Origin of the sequence: Flavobacterium sp. H4147, assembly GCF_029360735.1 — a bacterium.
Taxonomy (GTDB): Bacteria; Bacteroidota; Bacteroidia; order Flavobacteriales; family Flavobacteriaceae; genus Flavobacterium; species Flavobacterium endoglycinae.
On sequence record NZ_JARKNB010000001.1, the window covers coordinates 712197 to 728094 of the forward strand.

Here is a 15898-nt window from a genome sequence, read left to right on the forward strand (position 1 = left end):
TGGTTATTATTTTTCCTCTACAACTTTGTACCTTTGTACCTCTGAACCTAGAAAAATGAATATTCTAAAAATAGCTCATAGAGGTGCAAAAGCATACGAACCTGAAAATACACTTCAAGCTTTTCAAAAAGCCTTAGATCTACATTCAGACGGAATCGAACTGGACGTTCACCTAACCGCTGACGGACATATTATCGTAATTCATGACGAAACTATAGACAGAACGACTAATGGAAAAGGTTTAGTAAATACTTTTTCATTATCTGAATTAAAATCGTTTCTGATTGATGAAAAATACCAAATTCCAACTCTAAATGAAGTTTTTGATTTGGTTGACAAAAAATGTATGATCAATATTGAATTAAAAGGTTTAGGAACTGCTCCTAAAGTTGTTCGGTTAATTGAAGAATATATTTCAGAAAAAAAATGGAATTACAATAATTTTATCATTTCAAGTTTCGAGTGGAATATGCTTCAGGAAACTTCAATTTTAAATCCAAATATCCCAATTGGCGTTTTAACAGAAGAAAATGTTGAAACTGCTTTGGCTTTCGCCGAATCGATAAAAGCAAAAGCAATTAACCCAGATTTTCAGTTATTGAATAAAGAAAATGTACAGGAAATTCAAGAAAAAGGATTCTCAGTTTTTCCTTGGACAGTAAACTCAGAAGAAGACATTCAAAAAGTAAAAAGTTATCAAGTAAACGGAATTATCTCTGATAATCCAGACAAAATATAATAATAGCCACGAGAAACTTTGTCAAAGTTTAAAACTTTGACAAAGTTGTACAGAGTTCAATAAATAATTCGTGAATTCGTGGCGAAAAATAAAATATGATTAAAAATTTCGACATTATCATCGTTGGCGGAGGCGCTGCAGGTTTTTTTACCGCAATTAATATTGCAGAGAAAAGCCCGAAACTGAAAATCGCTATTTTAGAAAGAGGAAAAGAAGTTCTTTCTAAAGTCCGCATTTCGGGTGGCGGACGATGTAACGTTACAAACGCTTGCTTTGAACCCAACGAATTAGTGAAATTCTATCCGAGAGGCGAAAAAGAACTTCGCGGACCATTTCATCAGTTCTGTTCTGGAGATACAATTGAATGGTTTGAAAAACACGGTGTCAAATTAAAAATAGAAGAAGACGGAAGAATGTTTCCTGTTTCGAATTCGTCACAAACTATAATTGATTGTTTTTTAAAAGCAACTGAAAAATTAGGCATAAAAGTACTTACGGGACAAAGTGTTCAATCGATTTTTAAAAAAGAAAATCACTGGAAAATTGATACACAATCTGACAACTTCGCTACAGAAAAATTAGTAATGGCAACGGGAAGCAACCCGAAAATATGGGAAATGCTTCAAGAACATGGTCATGCTATTGTAAGCCCTGTTCCTTCCCTATTTACTTTCAATATCAAAGATTCTAGAATAAAAGAATTGCCAGGAGTTGCTGCAAATGTTACCATAAATGTAAAAGATACCAAATTAGAATCGACAGGACCTTTGTTAATCACGCATTGGGGAATGAGCGGACCGGCGATTTTGAAACTTTCAGCTTGGGGCGCTCGTATTTTACACGATAAAAATTATCAGTTTACGATTTTTGTGAATTGGTTAAATGATGTCGATTATGAAGATGCTGAAAAAATTCTAAAAGATTTAAAACAAGAACACGCTAAAAAAGCGGTTTCTAAAAAATCTCCTTTTGATTTCCCAAATCGTTTATGGGAAAGTTTGGTTTTGGCTTCAGGAATTGATTCTGACTCGAGCGACAGCGAACAGGCGAAGCAAACAAAATGGGCGGATTTATCTAAAAATCAATTGCAGAATCTGACTTTGCAATTAACAAAAGCCGAATTTAAAGTCAACGGAAAAAGTACTTTTAAGGAGGAGTTTGTAACCGCTGGCGGAATCGATTTGAAGGAAATCAACTTTAAAACAATGGAAAGCAAAATTCACGAAAACCTTTATTTTGCTGGTGAAATTGTCAATATCGATGCCATTACAGGCGGATTTAATTTTCAGAATGCCTGGACAAGCGGGTTTATTCTGGCTCAAAATATGTAATGCAACATGAAATTTAAAGGAATTATTTTTGATTTAGACGGCACATTAGTCAATTCGTTAGAAGACATTTCAGATGCAATGAACAAAGTGCTGCAAGGTCTAAATTTCCCAACTCATACTTACGACACCTATCAATATTTTATTGGAAGCGGATTGCGAAATTTGGTTAGCAAAGCAATTCCTTCAACCAACAATTCAGACGAACAGATTGAAATTTGTTTTGAATGCATGATAAACGAATATCGTGAAATCTGCACCCTGAAAACAAAACCTTATGATGGAATTGTGGAGTTGTTAGAAAATCTGACTTCACAAAACATTAAAATGGCAGTTTTCTCTAATAAAGCCGATGAATTGACGAAGAAAATAGCATCAGAAATATTTCCAAATCATTTTGATACAGCGGTTGGTTTAAGCACAGAAGCGCTAAAAAAACCAAATCCTTTTGAGGCTTTAGCAATTGGCAAAAAATGGAATTTAAACCCCGAAGAAATTCTTTTTGTGGGCGATTCTGATATCGATATGCAAACAGCTGTAAATGCCAACATGTTTCCTGTAGGCGTTACTTGGGGCTACAGAACCGAAGAAGAATTAAAAAACAGCGGTGCAAAACTGGTTGTGAATAAAGCTTCGGAATTAATTGAAATTTTATAAAAATGAATTCTTCATTACAAAAACAAATCACAGCAATTGCCTCTTTTTCTGAAAATGAAATTGAGACAATTGCTTCTTGTTTTGAATATCAAAAATTTAATGCCAAAGAATATCTTTCGTCAATGGGAAAAATCAGTAACAAGATTTTCTTTATTTTGAACGGATTGGCGAGGGTTTATTACTTAAAAGACGGAAAAGAAATTACGACGTATTTAAGCTGTGATGATGGTTTTATTGCTTCTTATTCCAGTTTTATCAACCAGACGGCATCTTTTGAGAATATTCAATGTATTGAAGATTGCGAAGTGCTTTCGATTTCTTTCGAAAAAATGCAATTTCTCTATAACGAAATTCCAAATTGGGATCGTGTCGGAAGAATTCTGGCCGAGCAGAATTACCTCTGTATGGCAGATCGCGTTTTAAAATTGCAAATGATTCCTGCCAAAGAAAAATACCAGACTTTTTTAGCTTCGGCTCCAGCCAAAATCATTCAGCGAACGCCTTTAATTTATATCGCTTCCTTTCTCGGAATTACTCCAGAATCGCTAAGCAGAATCCGCCAAGACATTTCTTAACATTTATCAAGTGGATTGAAAAACCGAATTCGAATCTTTGCCAAAACAAAATTTGAAAAGATGAAGAATATTGCCAAAGACGTTTATCAAATCCCTTTATTTCCCCGAAATACTATCAATTGTTATTTGATTGAAGATGTTTTAATTGATGCTGGAATTAAAAGTTCTGCTAATAAAATATTAAAAGCAATAAAAAATAAATCAGTAAACAAACACGTATTGACGCATGCTCATGCCGATCATCAGGGAAGCAGCAAGGCAATCTGCGAAACGCTGCATATTCCACTTCTGTGTAGCGAACCTGAAAAAGAATTTGCCGAAAACGGAAATGTAATTACAGAATACCCAAATCCGAATCATATTATTTCAAAATTTCAGAAAAAATTCTGGGCTGGGAAAGGACATCCCGTTTCTCAAACTTTAAAAGAAGGCGATCAAATAGGCGGGTTTAAGGTTGTTGAAACTCCTGGACATTCTAGAGGTCATTTGTCTTTTTTTAGAGAAAAAGACGGCGTTTTAATCGTTGGTGATACCATGATAAATATGGATTTACTGACTACAAAAGTTGGTCTTCACGAACCGCCTCATTTATTTACTTCAGATCAAGAAACCAATAGAAAATCAATATTAAAATTGGCTTCATTACAACCTAAAATATTGTGTTTTGGTCACGGTCCCGTTTTATTTAACAATGGTGAATTAGAGCAATTTATTAAGAGGTTTTAAGTTTTTTTAATTTTTTCCATTTTAAGAAAAATACCCCTGAGCAGATTAATAATATCAAAGTGATTATTGAAAAACCGATTAATACTTCATTGAAAATATTATCATTTTTTCTTATTCTTTTTGCTAATTTGTCGTTCAATGTGTCTGCATGAACAGCGCTTTCATACAATTCTTTGCCATTTTTTAGACAATACTCATTCATTTTTTCATAACAAACGAGCAATCTCTCATTAAGTAAATTACTTTGGAAGCCATATTTTCTTGATAGCTCAAAGATTTCCGAGGTTTCACTAAATACATTTTCATTCATTGAAGATATATTCCCTAATTCAAAAAGTAAAACAGAAATAATCTGATCTTTTGGCTTTATAAACGAAATTCTTTCATTTAACTGAAAAAATATAGCATCTTGCAACTTTGTTAATTCTTCATCAGAAAGATTTGTCTTCGCAACAATTTCTGAACCGAAATTAGTGCCAATAAAAAATTCTCCAGTTGGATTTTGAATTTTCTTAATCTTCGCTTCCAATATTTTAATATGAAGCCATTCTGATCCTTCGTGCGAGTTTGGATTAATTTTAACAGACTTTTGAATCCATTCATAAGCCTTTTGGTTTTCTCCCATTAACTCATACAATGTTCCTATATTTGAAGCTGTTGAATATCTATTAGGCTTAATTTTTTCAATCTTTAAATATAATTTTAATGCTTCATCATATTTTCCTTGAATGATTAAGACATAACCTTTATCAGATAAATAATCTAAATCTCTAGTTTTTTCATATCCTCTTTCAAGATCTAAAATTAACGCTGGAAAATCTTTAATTTTAAAATTATGTCCTTTTGGCACATAATATTCTTTATGATCATGATAAACTTCAACCTTATTTTTTAATCTCTTAATGTCCCAATTCAAACAAGCAAAACTTTTAAATGAAATCAAAACAAAAACAATAACAAAACCCTTAAATATATTCATACAAATAAACGCATTGATTAAACCTGAAACAAAGAAAACCTAAAACTTGAAACTACTTGTTAAGCCACCAAATGCTTGCATTTAAAACCGTCGCAAAAGCAACCCAAGCTAAATATGGAATCAATAAATAACCCGCTGTTTTATTAATCTTGATGAACTTCAAATACGTTTCGTAAATCATCAGCCATAAAAGGATAATCTCGATTAAAGCTAACATTGGATTTTTTAATCCGAAGAATAAATAAGACCAAATGGAGTTTAAAATCAATTGAATGATGAAGAAAAGCAAGGCTTTTTTTACTTCTTCGGTATTCTCTTTTATTCTGTCCCAAACTAAACCAGCTGCAACGGCCATTAAAATATAAAGTAAAGTCCAAACAGGCATAAAAATCCAATTCGGCGGATTAAAAACCGGTTTTTCAAGCGTTACATACCATGTCTCAATACTTGGTCGCGTGACCAAACTTGCAGAATATCCTACTGTTAAACAAACAACTATAGCTATAGCGATTTTTACGAACTTATTCATTTTATCATATTTTGTAGTCAAAAATAAGTAAAAGAAAAATTTAAACCATATAAGTTATATAAGTTCATTTTAGTAAAGCTGCTTAATTTCTTATATGACTTATATGGTGAAAAAGTTATCTTTGCCAAAATTTTATAATTCATGTATTCAGCAGCTGATTTTATACCAACTTCATATACTTCAACAATCGAAAACGGAAACTTTGAATGGATCGCACCAAGCAACATTGCATTGGTGAAATACTGGGGAAAAAAAGACAACCAGATTCCCGCAAATCCTTCGATAAGTTTTACGCTTAACAATTGTAAAACTATTACCAAACTTGCTTTTACAAAAAAAGACATTTCGACTCCGCTCAATGTGGCAAATGGTTTTTCTTTTGATTTGCTTTTTGAAGGAAAACCAAAAGAAGATTTTAAACCAAAGATTCAGAAATTTTTAGAAAGAGTTGAAGCTTATCTGCCGTTTTTGAAAGATTATCATTTTACAATTGATACTCAAAATACTTTTCCCCATAGTTCGGGAATTGCTTCTTCGGCTTCTGGAATGGCTGCTTTGGCTATGAATTTTATGAGTTTAGAAAGAGAACTAAATCCCGAAATGACAGAAGATTATTTCTATCAAAAAGCTTCATTTTTGGCTCGTTTAGGTTCTGGAAGTGCCTGCCGAAGTGTAAAAGGAAATGTTGTCGTTTGGGGAAATCAGGCCAATATAGAAGGAAGCACCGATTTATTTGGTGTTGAATTTCCATATACTATTCACGAAAATTTCAAGAATTACCAAGACACTATTTTATTGGTTGATAAAGGCGAAAAACAAGTTTCGAGTACCGTGGGACACGATTTGATGTACAATCATCCGTATGCTGAAAGACGTTTTGCACAAGCGCACGAAAATCTAGATAAATTAATTGCGATTTTTGAAAACGGAAACATTGATGAATTCATTAAAGTTGTAGAAAGCGAAGCATTGACTTTGCACGCCATGATGATGACTTCGATGCCTTATTTTATTCTGATGAAGCCCAATACTCTGCAAATCATAAATGCGATCTGGAAATTCAGAAACGAAACCCAGATTCCGGTTTGTTTTACGCTTGATGCGGGAGCAAATGTGCATGTATTATATCCTGAAAACGTTAGCGAAAAAGTATTGCAATTTATTCAAGACGAATTAGTTGTATTTTGTCAGAATAGTCAATACATTTGCGACAAAATTGGAGAAGGCGCAATTGCATTATAATTTTGCGTATCTTTATATATTATAATACATTTTTTTAAGTCAGAACATGAATACTGCAACTATAAAACTTTACGATTTATTTAGAAAAGAGCTTAATCTTGACGAAAGTAAGGCTAAGGAATTTGTTGAGGCGATTGACAGAACTATTAGCGAAGAAATTAGACAAGATAAAAATGAAATTGCGACCAAAGATTTCGTAAAGAAAGAAATTATAGACGCAAAAAATGACATGATAAAGTGGTTTGTTGGTCTTTTTTTTGCATTGGCTATGATGATAATTGGATTATATATTAAAGGCTAATTTTTCGAACCAAATAAAATTTCACTTTTAAAGAAAGACATAAAATAAATCATGAAAGGACCCTTATTTTACTCAAAAATATTACTCTTTGGAGAATACGGAATTATCCGCGACTCTAAAGGACTTTCTATCCCTTATAATTTTTATAATGGCGCTTTGAAAAAAAGCGAAGAACCTACGGCAGAAGCAATTTCATCTAACAAAAGCTTAAGAAGTTTTGCTTCTTATCTTGAAGTTTTGCAGACTCAGCAGCCGGAATTGGTCACTTTCGATTTAGAAACTCTAAAAAATGATGTCGAAACTGGAATGTATTTCGACTCTAGTATTCCTCAAGGATATGGTGTTGGAAGCAGCGGTGCACTTGTAGCAGCTATTTATGATAAATATGCTACAAACAAAATCACAGTTTTAGAGAACCTTACACGTGAAAAATTATTACAGTTAAAAAATATATTTTCTCAAATGGAAAGCTTTTTCCACGGAAAAAGTTCTGGTTTAGATCCGCTAAACAGTTATTTGAGTATTCCAATTCTTATTAATTCAAAAGATAATATTGAAGCAACTGGAATTCCAACTCAAAGTTTTGACGGGAAAGGTGCCGTGTTTTTATTAGACTCAGGAATTGTTGGCGAAACGGCGCCTATGGTTAATATTTTCATGGAAAACCTAAAAGACAAAGGTTTCCGTGCGATGCTTAAAAACCAGTTTGTAAAATATACAGATGCTTGTGTAGAAAACTTCCTGCACGGCGACATGAAATCTTTATTTACCAATACTAAAAAACTTTCTAAAGTAGTTTTAAACAACTTTAAACCTATGATTCCAGAGCAATTTCACGGAATCTGGCAGCACGGAATCGATACTAACGATTATTACCTAAAACTTTGCGGTTCTGGCGGAGGTGGTTATATCCTTGGTTTTACCGAAGATTTAGAACGTGCCAAAGTTTCATTAAAAGACTATAAGTTAGAAGTTGTCTATCAGTTTTAATTCCTTAAAAGCCGAAATTATTTGAGTAGATTTTCATAAGTATCCATCCTAAAAAGTTAAGTATTATGAAAAGCATTTTTAAAATAATCAAAGCAACTTTTTTAGGAGGAATTCTCTTTTTAGCGCCTTTAGTGGTATTACTGATCATTCTTGAAAAAGGATATCACATTATTCAAAAAGTAACTCTTCCTTTGGTGAGTAATCTGCCAAGAATACACGTTTTAGGACTAGCGCTTCAGGAACTTTTTGGAATTCTATTAATCATTATTTTCTGTTTTATTGCAGGTGTATTAGCCAAAACTACTCTTGCCCAAAAATTGATTTTAAAAATAGAAAACAGCATTCTGAGTTTTATTCCCGGCTATTCGTTTATGAAAGGCATAAATGAAAATATTATGGGAATTGAATCTAATAAGGACTTAAAAGTCATTTTAGTTCCTACAGATGCTGGATGGCAATTTGCGTTTTTAATCGAACAAATTAACGAAAACAACTTTACCGTTTTTGTTCCAGATGCACCAAATCCATGGAGCGGCTCAGTTGTTTTTGTAGAAAAGAAAGATATTCGAGAAGTTGGAATTTCTCAAAAAGAAGCCTTGGCATGCATTCGAAAACTGGGTTATGGTTCTAAAGAATTGTTAAAAAACAGGCTCTAAATTTCAGATTCAAAAAATATCTTTTAATTTCAAATCTAATTTAATCCACAACTTATAATTTATGTTAAGCAGACAGCACAAACTTTTAGTAATGAAAATTGTTAGTTTGTTTTCTGTGGTACGCGGTTATAACATTCCTATTATCATTCTAGCGCAATATTTATCGGCGATTTTTATTCTGGCACCAGAAAAAAGAGCCCTTGATATTTTATTGGATTTTTACCTTTTTCTGATTGTTTTTGCTTCTGCTATTACAATCGCTTCTGGATATATTATTAATAATTTTTACGACAGCCAGAAAGATTTAATAAATCGACCAAATAAATCAATGCTGGATCGTTTAGTGAGTCAGAAAACGAAATTGTCGGTTTATTTTAGTCTGAATTTCTTGGCTGTTCTAATGGCTGGAATTGTTTCCTGGAGGGCTTTTTTATTCTTTTCGGCTTATATTTTCTTGATTTGGTTTTACTCTCATAAAATAAAGAAATATCCAATTATAGGAAATCTAACAGCTGCTTTAATGGCGGTAATTCCTTTTTTTGCTATTTTATTGTATTTCTACAATTCAATTTCGTTTGAAGAAATTGAAAATCATAAAAGCCATTTTGCTGTTATTTCGGCTCATGCTATGTTTTTGTTTTTATTGCTTTTGATTCGGGAAATGATAAAAGATTTGGAAAACTTAAAAGGAGATTTAGCAAATGATTATCATACTATCCCAATTATTTATAATGAAACTGTGTCGAAACAGATTATTACGATTCTAACGTTTTTAACGATTATCCCGGTTTATATTTTAGTGGATATTTACGATGTGGGTTACATGGATATTTACTTTTATGTCTGTTTCATCGTTTTACTTTTCTTTTTACTGTATTTATGGAGATCCAATTCGAAAGAGCAATTTTTATTACTTCATAATGTTTTGAAATTCCTGATTGTTTCGGGAGTTTTCTGTATTGTTTTAATCAATCCGAGTGTTTTGTGGCACGGACGCGAGTTGATTTCTAACTATTAAGTTTTTTTGTTCCACAGAGATACGCTAAGAGGTTCGCAGAGATTCGCAAAGTTTTTTTGTATTGCTTTGTGTTGTTTTGTGAAACAGCTAAAATGTTTAAAGAAGCCAATTGCTTGGATCTAGCCTCGATTACTTCACTTAGCATTTTATTTTCATGAGAGTTCAGTGAGCATGTTTGAAATGAAAATCCTTTTATGGCGGGGTTCACCATAAAAGATTGTAATGGAAAGCGGGAAGCCATGTTAAAAAAAATGCCTTTTGTGATCCTTCTTATTCCTCTAAAAATCAAAGCTATTAATCTAAGAACAATGAACTTAAGTTTTATTAGCAGGAAAAAACTATCTTTGCACAAATTAATGATTTTATGAACAACAAGGAAGGCAATAATAAAAGAGGCGGATCGAGACCAAACAGCTCAAGATCAAACTCAAGCAAGCCAAAACCTCCTATGCCTAAGCGTGCGCAAGGCCCTAAAAAAGTGAAACCAGAAGTTAAAGCGGCGCAGGAAGCTGCTGCTGAAAAATTTAGAAAGCAGAATCAGCCGGCAAAAAGACAAAAAGCTTCTGATGAAATTCGCTTGAATAAATACATCGCCAATTCTGGTGTATGTTCTCGTCGTGATGCTGATATATATATTCAGTCAGGAAATGTTAAAGTAAACGGTGTTCCGGTTACTGAAATGGGTTATTTGGTAAAATTAAATGATGTGGTAAACTTTGACGGCGTGGTTATAACTCCCGAAAAGAAAGAATATATTTTATTAAACAAGCCTAAAAACTTTACTACTGCTCAAGACGAAGGTCAGGAATACCGTAACGTTTTGGAATTGGTTCGTGGTGCTACAAATGCAAAAATTGCTCCTGTTGGAAGAATGGACAAGAATACTACAGGATTATTATTGTTTACAAATGACAATGATTTGATTCGTAAGTTTACTTTACCAAATCAGAAATCTTCTAAAATTTATCAAGTTTCTTTAGATAAGAATTTGAAATATGAAGATCTAGAAAAAATCAGCAGAGGTCTTGTTATTGAAGGACACCGCGTTTCTGTGGAAGAAGTTAGTTATATTGAAAAAGAAGCAAAAAGCGAAGTGGGATTAAAATTACGCACTTCAAATGTAAAAGTGGTACGTGCTATTTTTGAACATTTAGAATATAATGTGCTACGTATTGATCGTGTTTCTTTTGCTGGTTTAACCAAAAAGAATCTTCCAAGAGGAAACTGGCGCTTTTTAACAAATCAAGAAGTGATCAATTTAAAGAATGCTTAAAAATCTTTAAACCAATTAAAATACAAATCCTGTTTTACTTTGTAAGACGGGATTTTTTATTTAGAAACTGAAAAAGTTGTGTCCGAAAAGTGTAAAGATTGATCTTCCGATGTTTTGGTTTTTTTCTTCAACGGATTCGTAAGATGAAAATCCAAGTATGATTTTAATTCCAGGCTGAATGCTGTTTAAAATATCTCTTTTTTGTTCTTCCAGTAATAATTTCAAACTGTCTAATAACTGGATATTGTTTTTAAGATAAGAGATTACAAGTAGTGCAGAGAAGTTAAGTATTTCGCGGGCAGTTTCGCTTTTAATTCCGACTTCGTTTGAAATCATTTCAGAAATTCTTCCTTTTTTATTGGTAAAGATTTCTTTTAATATTGCGTTACCTTCTAAGCGGTAACAATCATCGACTGATAAAATTCTGCCGGAAGTAAAATCAACTTCCTGATAAAAGTTTGAGTTGTCCTGAATCTGAGAGACTATCTCTTTATAAAATCCTGATTCTTCGGCTTTGTTGTACAGACCCATTAAAACTGTACCTATCGAAACATCAATTCCTTTGATTAGAAGTGCATCATTTTCAAAATAAAACTTGTTTAGTTTTGAAACAACATTAGAAGAAATAAAACGTCTAAGTTCAATTTGTAGGTTTGGGGTCATACTCATAACTTATAATATAATTATTTATACTCAATCAAAATAATCGATAAAGTGGGGCTTTTTATCGTTTATCGTGATAAAAATATAAAATAATACAACATATCCAAAAAATAAGTTAAATTTTTAGTTGTGAGATTTTCAGTGTTTTAGCAAAAAATCTTGTAACTCCCAATAAATAATAACCCTTTCGAAATCAAATCCTATAAAAAAAATTTAAGATATTTTTCGAAAATTTAAAAAAATAAGAAAAAGCTTAAACAAATTTTAACATTATCAGAACAAACCTGTTCTATTTTGCCATACTATGGTGAGGAAAATACCGAGATAAATTATACAAAACATAAAGTTTACAAAACTGGAAGCCAAAAAGCCTAAAAGTGATCCAGTTGCGGCCTTAACAGCACGTTTATGATTAGAAGAATCGTAAAGCAACTCACCAATTAATGCTCCCACAAAAGGACCAATAATAACTCCAAATGGTATTGGAGCGATAATTCCAACAATCAAACCAATATTGGTTCCCCAAACGCCATACGAACTTCCGCCGAACTTTTTGGTTCCTTTTGCGGGAATAACATAATCTAGAATGGTAATGATAACCATGAGCACAAATGTTATTCCTAAAACCCAGTAATTAATTGCTACAGCATCAGTCAAATATAACAAAAGCAATCCCACCCAGCAGGAAGAAAGTCCGGGTAAAACAGGTATAAAACTCCCTAAAATCCCAACAATTATGCATATAAATCCTAATGTTGTTAATAGTAAATCCATATTGAACTTGTAATTTTGAGCTTATTTTTTTAATTTCATTCATAAAAATAGCAAGAAAAAACTTTTCAAAAAATTTAATGCGTTTTTCTTCGTTTTATAGTATTGAAATCCAGACATCTCAAAAAAATAATCGTATTTTTATAATCTTAATTTTTTATTCATTCAATTCAACATCAAAGCCTTGAGACCGTTTTTTATTTTTTCAATTTTCATATTTTTCAATTCTTGTCAATATTTTGAGAAGCAGGTACCATCTGAAAAAGAATTACTTCAAAAAGAATTAAAATCTATTAACTGGAAAGAAGTTGATGAATATCCTACTGTTGCTGATTGTGAAACTATTACAGACAAAAAAGAACGCCAGAAATGTTTTTTTGATTTTATGTCACAGCAAATCCAGCAAAAATTAGACACAGACACTTTGTCTTTGTTATATCCCGAATTAGATACAGTTAATGTAAAAGTGACTGTTTTTCCCAATGCTAAAATTAAATTTGAACCTCAGTTTTCTAAAGACTCAACTTCTTATAATAAAACCGAAATAGACAGCATTCTGCAGGCACGTTTGGTAGATTTTCCAAAGGTAAATCCAGCTATAAAAAGAGGTCTTCCGGTTAAAACACAGTTTATTTTACCTGTAATTCTTAAATCTAAAGAAGCAAAAAATCAACTATATAAAAAATAGCTATTTTTTAAACTGACGGTCTTTCCATTCGTAAGAACCGAACAAACTGTACAAAGCTACTGTTGAACTGAAAAACGGATACAATAAACTGCTCAGTAAAAGACTTTTAATTTTGGTTCTTGTCAAAAATTGATTTGTGATTGAAAGCAAAACGAAATCAATTGTAATTTTAGAAAAAGCAAAAATTACAAAAATTGGGTATGCCCAAATTCTGAAGAGAAGCAAGAAAAATCCAATTACGAAACTCAGATTTCCGAAGAAAACAATTAAACCTAAGAATTTACCAAAAATACTGTTATACGAGCTAGTTTTCGCAGCCCAGCGCACCCTTTGATGAAACAATGCTTTACAATTTTCAGTTGGTTTTGTGGTTACAATGGCGTCATGAGCTTTTAAATAATGGACTTGGCTTGGAAATTTTTCAATTGCTTTTTGAAGTAAAAAAACATCGTCTCCGCTCGCAATTTTATCATTTCCTCCAAAGCCATTTAAGCTTTCAAATAATGATTTTGTATAAGCAAAATTGGCCCCATTACACATAAAACCTTTATTCAAACCAAAACTGCCAATCGTCGCACCTTGCAGACTTGTTAAATCTAATTGCTGGAAATGATCTAAAAAAGAATTTCCGCATTTGTATGTTACAGCGCCCGCCAGCATTGAAATTTTGTTTTCTTGAATATAATTATCAAAGGTCAAAAGCCAGTTTTTTGGAACAATACAATCAGCATCGGTTGTAATAACCCAATCCGTTTTTACATGCTGCATTGCGGTGGTAATGGCATCTTTTTTTGGAGAATTTGAAACCCGAATATTGTCGATTTGTGAAACGTCAAATGTGAAATGTGAAATGTGAAATTTCTCGTCTGAATTATCGTCTACCAGAATTACTTTAAATAAATCTGTCGGGTAATTTAAATTCGAAAAACTTTCCAAAAGTATTGGCAGATTTTCTTTTTCGTTTCGAAAAGGAACTATAATTGTAAAACTGTTTTTTGGTTTTAAATTCTGTTTTTGATACGCTTTTATTCTGAAAAAGCCATAAATGAGCAACGCAATGCTCATTACATAAATGGCTAATATGAAGAATAATCCAAGAATCATTCTGTTGCTTTAGTTTTAAAATTCAGTACAAAATAACTTCCTAAAACTACTGGAAGAACGACATTTAAAAACCACATTAAAGTGCTGATGAAAATAACAATCCATTCGTTTACGCCCAAAATTCCGAAGAAATAAATAGCTACACTTCCTTTTACGGCAAAATCCAAAAATTGAAATGTAGGTAGTGAAGAAGCTAAAAAATAAACCGATATAATCGCTGCCATTAAAGTTAAATAAGGCAAATCGACATCAAAACCCAAGAATAAAAAATAATATTGATGTGAAAAAACCAAATAACGGCAGATTCCCAAAAAGATGTTTTTTTGATGAACTGATTTTGGAATTTCGTTGATCTTATGAATCAGTTTTTCAATCGAATATCCTTTAACTTTTATCTTTTTAATAGAAAATACAACAATCAGAAGCAATACAAATCCACCAAATAGAATTAAAACTGTCTTAGTTGTGATTACATTAAATTGTGCATTGAAATACAACAAGCCGAAAATCCCAAAAATGATCGTTAAAATCATCTGGATTCCGTTACAGATTAAATTTAAGAAAACAACTTTTTTGGCTTCAGCTTTTGGGTAATAAAGCGCTTTTCCGGCATACTCTCCTACTCCATTTGGCGTAAAAATTCCGGCTGTTAAAGCCGCTAAAACCTGTTTCGTAGCTTCGTAAACTGATATTTTATAAATAACTTGCGCCAGATTCTGCCATTTCAAAATCTCGAAATAACGGTTCAAAATACTCAAAAGCAAAATAAATCCAATTCCTAAAACCGACTGATTTTTTTGGAACAAAACAATAAACTTCTGCCAGTCTAATTTGTCGTTGTTAGCCAGCTGATTATAAATAAAATAAAATGCACCGCCAACAATTAAAAGTTTGGCCAGAAGAACTAGGAATTGCTTAGCTTTGTGAGGAATTGAAATCATGCCGCAAAAGTAATTGAATTTGATAATGTGGCAATTAAAATGTGCCAATTTGAAAATTAGAAAATGAGTTAATTTTCTACACTTGAAACAAAAACTTGAAACAAAAACTCTCTTGACACAAGAACGCATCATATTAGGGATTGACCCTGGAACCACTATTATGGGTTTCGGATTGATTAAAGTAATCAATAAAAAAATGGAATTTCTGCAATTGAACGAATTGCAGCTTTCCAAATACGACAATCATTACCAAAAACTAAGAATCATTTTTGAAAGGACGATCGAACTTATCGAGACGCATTGTCCTGACGAAATCGCAATTGAAGCACCTTTCTTTGGCAAAAACGTTCAATCGATGCTGAAATTAGGCCGTGCGCAAGGTGTTGCCATGGCAGCGGGACTTTCAAGAGGTATTCCGATTACAGAATATGAACCTAAAAAGATCAAAATGGCCATTACTGGGAACGGAAATGCCAGCAAAGAGCAAGTTGCTAAAATGCTGCAACAGCTTTTAGGTTTAAAAGAATTGCCTAAAAATCTCGATTCAACAGATGGTTTGGCAGCAGCGGTTTGCCATCATTTCAATTCAGGAAAAGTTGTGGCAGGAAAGAGCTATTCGGGTTGGGATGCTTTTGTGAAACAAAATGAGGATCGAGTGAAAAAATAATGTGTCAATGAGAAAATTTGATAATTAGATAATTCTGTAGACAACGAATAA

At 32.5% G+C, this 15898-nt stretch carries 19 protein-coding genes; 13 read left to right on the plus strand and 6 right to left on the minus strand.

Annotated features, from left to right (window positions below):
- Window positions 1-55: 55 nt before the first annotated feature.
- From P2W75_RS03025 to P2W75_RS03045, 5 genes are all read left to right on the plus strand, one after another.
- Window positions 56-739 carry a glycerophosphodiester phosphodiesterase family protein gene (locus P2W75_RS03025; RefSeq protein ID WP_276378853.1) on the plus strand — a complete coding sequence of 228 codons (684 nt, stop codon included), beginning with the start codon at window positions 56-58 and terminating at the stop codon, window positions 737-739.
- Window positions 740-834: 95 nt separating this feature from the next.
- A complete protein-coding gene (locus tag P2W75_RS03030) occupies window positions 835-2070 on the plus strand; it encodes an NAD(P)/FAD-dependent oxidoreductase (protein WP_276378854.1) in 1236 nt (411 codons plus the stop codon).
- 6 nt (window positions 2071-2076) lie between these two features.
- On the plus strand, window positions 2077-2724 hold the full coding sequence (locus P2W75_RS03035; RefSeq protein ID WP_276378855.1) for an HAD family hydrolase: 648 nt from the start codon (window positions 2077-2079) through the stop codon (window positions 2722-2724).
- A 2-nt stretch (window positions 2725-2726) separates the two neighbouring features.
- Window positions 2727-3299, plus strand: a complete 573-nt coding sequence (locus tag P2W75_RS03040) for a Crp/Fnr family transcriptional regulator (protein ID WP_276378856.1) — start codon at window positions 2727-2729, stop codon at window positions 3297-3299.
- Window positions 3300-3359: 60 nt separating this feature from the next.
- On the plus strand, window positions 3360-4025 hold the full coding sequence (locus P2W75_RS03045) for an MBL fold metallo-hydrolase (RefSeq protein ID WP_276378857.1): 666 nt from the start codon (window positions 3360-3362) through the stop codon (window positions 4023-4025).
- Here the strand turns inward: P2W75_RS03045 and P2W75_RS03050 are convergent.
- Window positions 4012-5004 carry a tetratricopeptide repeat protein gene (locus P2W75_RS03050; RefSeq protein WP_276378858.1) on the minus strand — a complete coding sequence of 331 codons (993 nt, stop codon included), beginning with the start codon at window positions 5002-5004 and terminating at the stop codon, window positions 4012-4014. The two genes, P2W75_RS03045 and P2W75_RS03050, sit on opposite strands and share 14 nt — an antisense overlap.
- A 52-nt stretch (window positions 5005-5056) precedes the next feature.
- A complete protein-coding gene (locus P2W75_RS03055) occupies window positions 5057-5533 on the minus strand; it encodes a TspO/MBR family protein (RefSeq protein ID WP_276378859.1) in 477 nt (158 codons plus the stop codon).
- 141 nt (window positions 5534-5674) lie between these two features.
- On the opposite strand from P2W75_RS03055, the gene P2W75_RS03060 reads away from it, so the two are divergent.
- The 6 genes from P2W75_RS03060 (at window position 5675) to P2W75_RS03085 (ending at window position 11013) form a co-directional block, all read left to right on the plus strand.
- Window positions 5675-6775 carry a diphosphomevalonate/mevalonate 3,5-bisphosphate decarboxylase family protein gene (locus P2W75_RS03060; protein ID WP_276378860.1) on the plus strand — a complete coding sequence of 367 codons (1101 nt, stop codon included), beginning with the start codon at window positions 5675-5677 and terminating at the stop codon, window positions 6773-6775.
- 46 nt (window positions 6776-6821) lie between these two features.
- Window positions 6822-7076, plus strand: a complete 255-nt coding sequence (locus P2W75_RS03065; protein ID WP_207298758.1) for a hypothetical protein — start codon at window positions 6822-6824, stop codon at window positions 7074-7076.
- Between the two features lie 51 nt (window positions 7077-7127).
- Window positions 7128-8066 carry a mevalonate kinase gene (locus P2W75_RS03070; RefSeq protein ID WP_207298069.1) on the plus strand — a complete coding sequence of 313 codons (939 nt, stop codon included), beginning with the start codon at window positions 7128-7130 and terminating at the stop codon, window positions 8064-8066.
- Window positions 8067-8131: 65 nt separating this feature from the next.
- On the plus strand, window positions 8132-8722 hold the full coding sequence (locus P2W75_RS03075) for a DUF502 domain-containing protein (protein ID WP_276378861.1): 591 nt from the start codon (window positions 8132-8134) through the stop codon (window positions 8720-8722).
- Window positions 8723-8783: 61 nt separating this feature from the next.
- On the plus strand, window positions 8784-9740 hold the full coding sequence (locus tag P2W75_RS03080) for a geranylgeranylglycerol-phosphate geranylgeranyltransferase (protein ID WP_276378862.1): 957 nt from the start codon (window positions 8784-8786) through the stop codon (window positions 9738-9740).
- 364 nt (window positions 9741-10104) lie between these two features.
- The gene (locus P2W75_RS03085; protein ID WP_276378863.1) at window positions 10105-11013 is read left to right on the plus strand and encodes a pseudouridine synthase; all 909 of its coding nucleotides are present in this window, start codon (window positions 10105-10107) and stop codon (window positions 11011-11013) included.
- 60 nt (window positions 11014-11073) lie between these two features.
- Here the strand turns inward: P2W75_RS03085 and P2W75_RS03090 are convergent, their stop codons facing one another.
- Together P2W75_RS03090 and P2W75_RS03095 are read right to left on the minus strand one after the other, a co-directional pair.
- Window positions 11074-11676: a DUF937 domain-containing protein gene (locus P2W75_RS03090; RefSeq protein ID WP_207298073.1), complete on the minus strand. Its 603-nt coding sequence runs from the start codon at window positions 11674-11676 to the stop codon at window positions 11074-11076.
- Window positions 11677-11949: 273 nt separating this feature from the next.
- On the minus strand, window positions 11950-12450 hold the full coding sequence (locus P2W75_RS03095; RefSeq protein WP_276378864.1) for a DUF456 domain-containing protein: 501 nt from the start codon (window positions 12448-12450) through the stop codon (window positions 11950-11952).
- A 181-nt stretch (window positions 12451-12631) separates the two neighbouring features.
- Between P2W75_RS03095 and P2W75_RS03100 the strand changes: the two genes are divergently transcribed.
- Window positions 12632-13135, plus strand: a complete 504-nt coding sequence (locus tag P2W75_RS03100) for a hypothetical protein (RefSeq protein ID WP_276378866.1) — start codon at window positions 12632-12634, stop codon at window positions 13133-13135.
- Here P2W75_RS03100 and P2W75_RS03105 read toward each other — a convergent pair whose 3' ends face one another.
- Window positions 13136-14239, minus strand: a complete 1104-nt coding sequence (locus tag P2W75_RS03105) for a glycosyltransferase (RefSeq protein ID WP_276378867.1) — start codon at window positions 14237-14239, stop codon at window positions 13136-13138.
- Window positions 14236-15180 (minus strand): hypothetical protein, encoded by a 945-nt coding sequence (locus tag P2W75_RS03110; protein WP_276378868.1) that lies wholly within the window; start codon window positions 15178-15180, stop codon window positions 14236-14238. The genes P2W75_RS03105 and P2W75_RS03110 overlap by 4 nt, the downstream gene beginning before the upstream one ends.
- Before the next feature lie 112 nt (window positions 15181-15292).
- On the opposite strand from P2W75_RS03110, the gene ruvC reads away from it, so the two are divergent.
- A complete protein-coding gene (ruvC, locus tag P2W75_RS03115) occupies window positions 15293-15847 on the plus strand; it encodes a crossover junction endodeoxyribonuclease RuvC (RefSeq protein ID WP_111288456.1) in 555 nt (184 codons plus the stop codon).
- Window positions 15848-15898: the final 51 nt, after the last annotated feature.

Coding starts and splice junctions, on each gene's coding strand:
- P2W75_RS03050 (WP_276378858.1), bottom strand. CDS start 5,004: ATGAATATATTTAAGGGTTTTGTTATTGTTTTTGTTTTGATTTCATTT.
- P2W75_RS03105 (WP_276378867.1), bottom strand. CDS start 14,239: ATGATTCTTGGATTATTCTTCATATTAGCCATTTATGTAATGAGCATT.
- P2W75_RS03070 (WP_207298069.1), top strand. CDS start 7,128: ATGAAAGGACCCTTATTTTACTCAAAAATATTACTCTTTGGAGAATAC.
- P2W75_RS03045 (WP_276378857.1), top strand. CDS start 3,360: ATGAAGAATATTGCCAAAGACGTTTATCAAATCCCTTTATTTCCCCGA.
- P2W75_RS03030 (WP_276378854.1), top strand. CDS start 835: ATGATTAAAAATTTCGACATTATCATCGTTGGCGGAGGCGCTGCAGGT.
- P2W75_RS03095 (WP_276378864.1), bottom strand. CDS start 12,450: ATGGATTTACTATTAACAACATTAGGATTTATATGCATAATTGTTGGG.
- P2W75_RS03060 (WP_276378860.1), top strand. CDS start 5,675: ATGTATTCAGCAGCTGATTTTATACCAACTTCATATACTTCAACAATC.
- P2W75_RS03025 (WP_276378853.1), top strand. CDS start 56: ATGAATATTCTAAAAATAGCTCATAGAGGTGCAAAAGCATACGAACCT.
- P2W75_RS03055 (WP_276378859.1), bottom strand. CDS start 5,533: ATGAATAAGTTCGTAAAAATCGCTATAGCTATAGTTGTTTGTTTAACA.
- P2W75_RS03040 (WP_276378856.1), top strand. CDS start 2,727: ATGAATTCTTCATTACAAAAACAAATCACAGCAATTGCCTCTTTTTCT.
- P2W75_RS03085 (WP_276378863.1), top strand. CDS start 10,105: ATGAACAACAAGGAAGGCAATAATAAAAGAGGCGGATCGAGACCAAAC.
- P2W75_RS03075 (WP_276378861.1), top strand. CDS start 8,132: ATGAAAAGCATTTTTAAAATAATCAAAGCAACTTTTTTAGGAGGAATT.
- P2W75_RS03035 (WP_276378855.1), top strand. CDS start 2,077: ATGAAATTTAAAGGAATTATTTTTGATTTAGACGGCACATTAGTCAAT.
- P2W75_RS03080 (WP_276378862.1), top strand. CDS start 8,784: ATGTTAAGCAGACAGCACAAACTTTTAGTAATGAAAATTGTTAGTTTG.
- P2W75_RS03090 (WP_207298073.1), bottom strand. CDS start 11,676: ATGACCCCAAACCTACAAATTGAACTTAGACGTTTTATTTCTTCTAAT.
- P2W75_RS03065 (WP_207298758.1), top strand. CDS start 6,822: ATGAATACTGCAACTATAAAACTTTACGATTTATTTAGAAAAGAGCTT.
- P2W75_RS03110 (WP_276378868.1), bottom strand. CDS start 15,180: ATGATTTCAATTCCTCACAAAGCTAAGCAATTCCTAGTTCTTCTGGCC.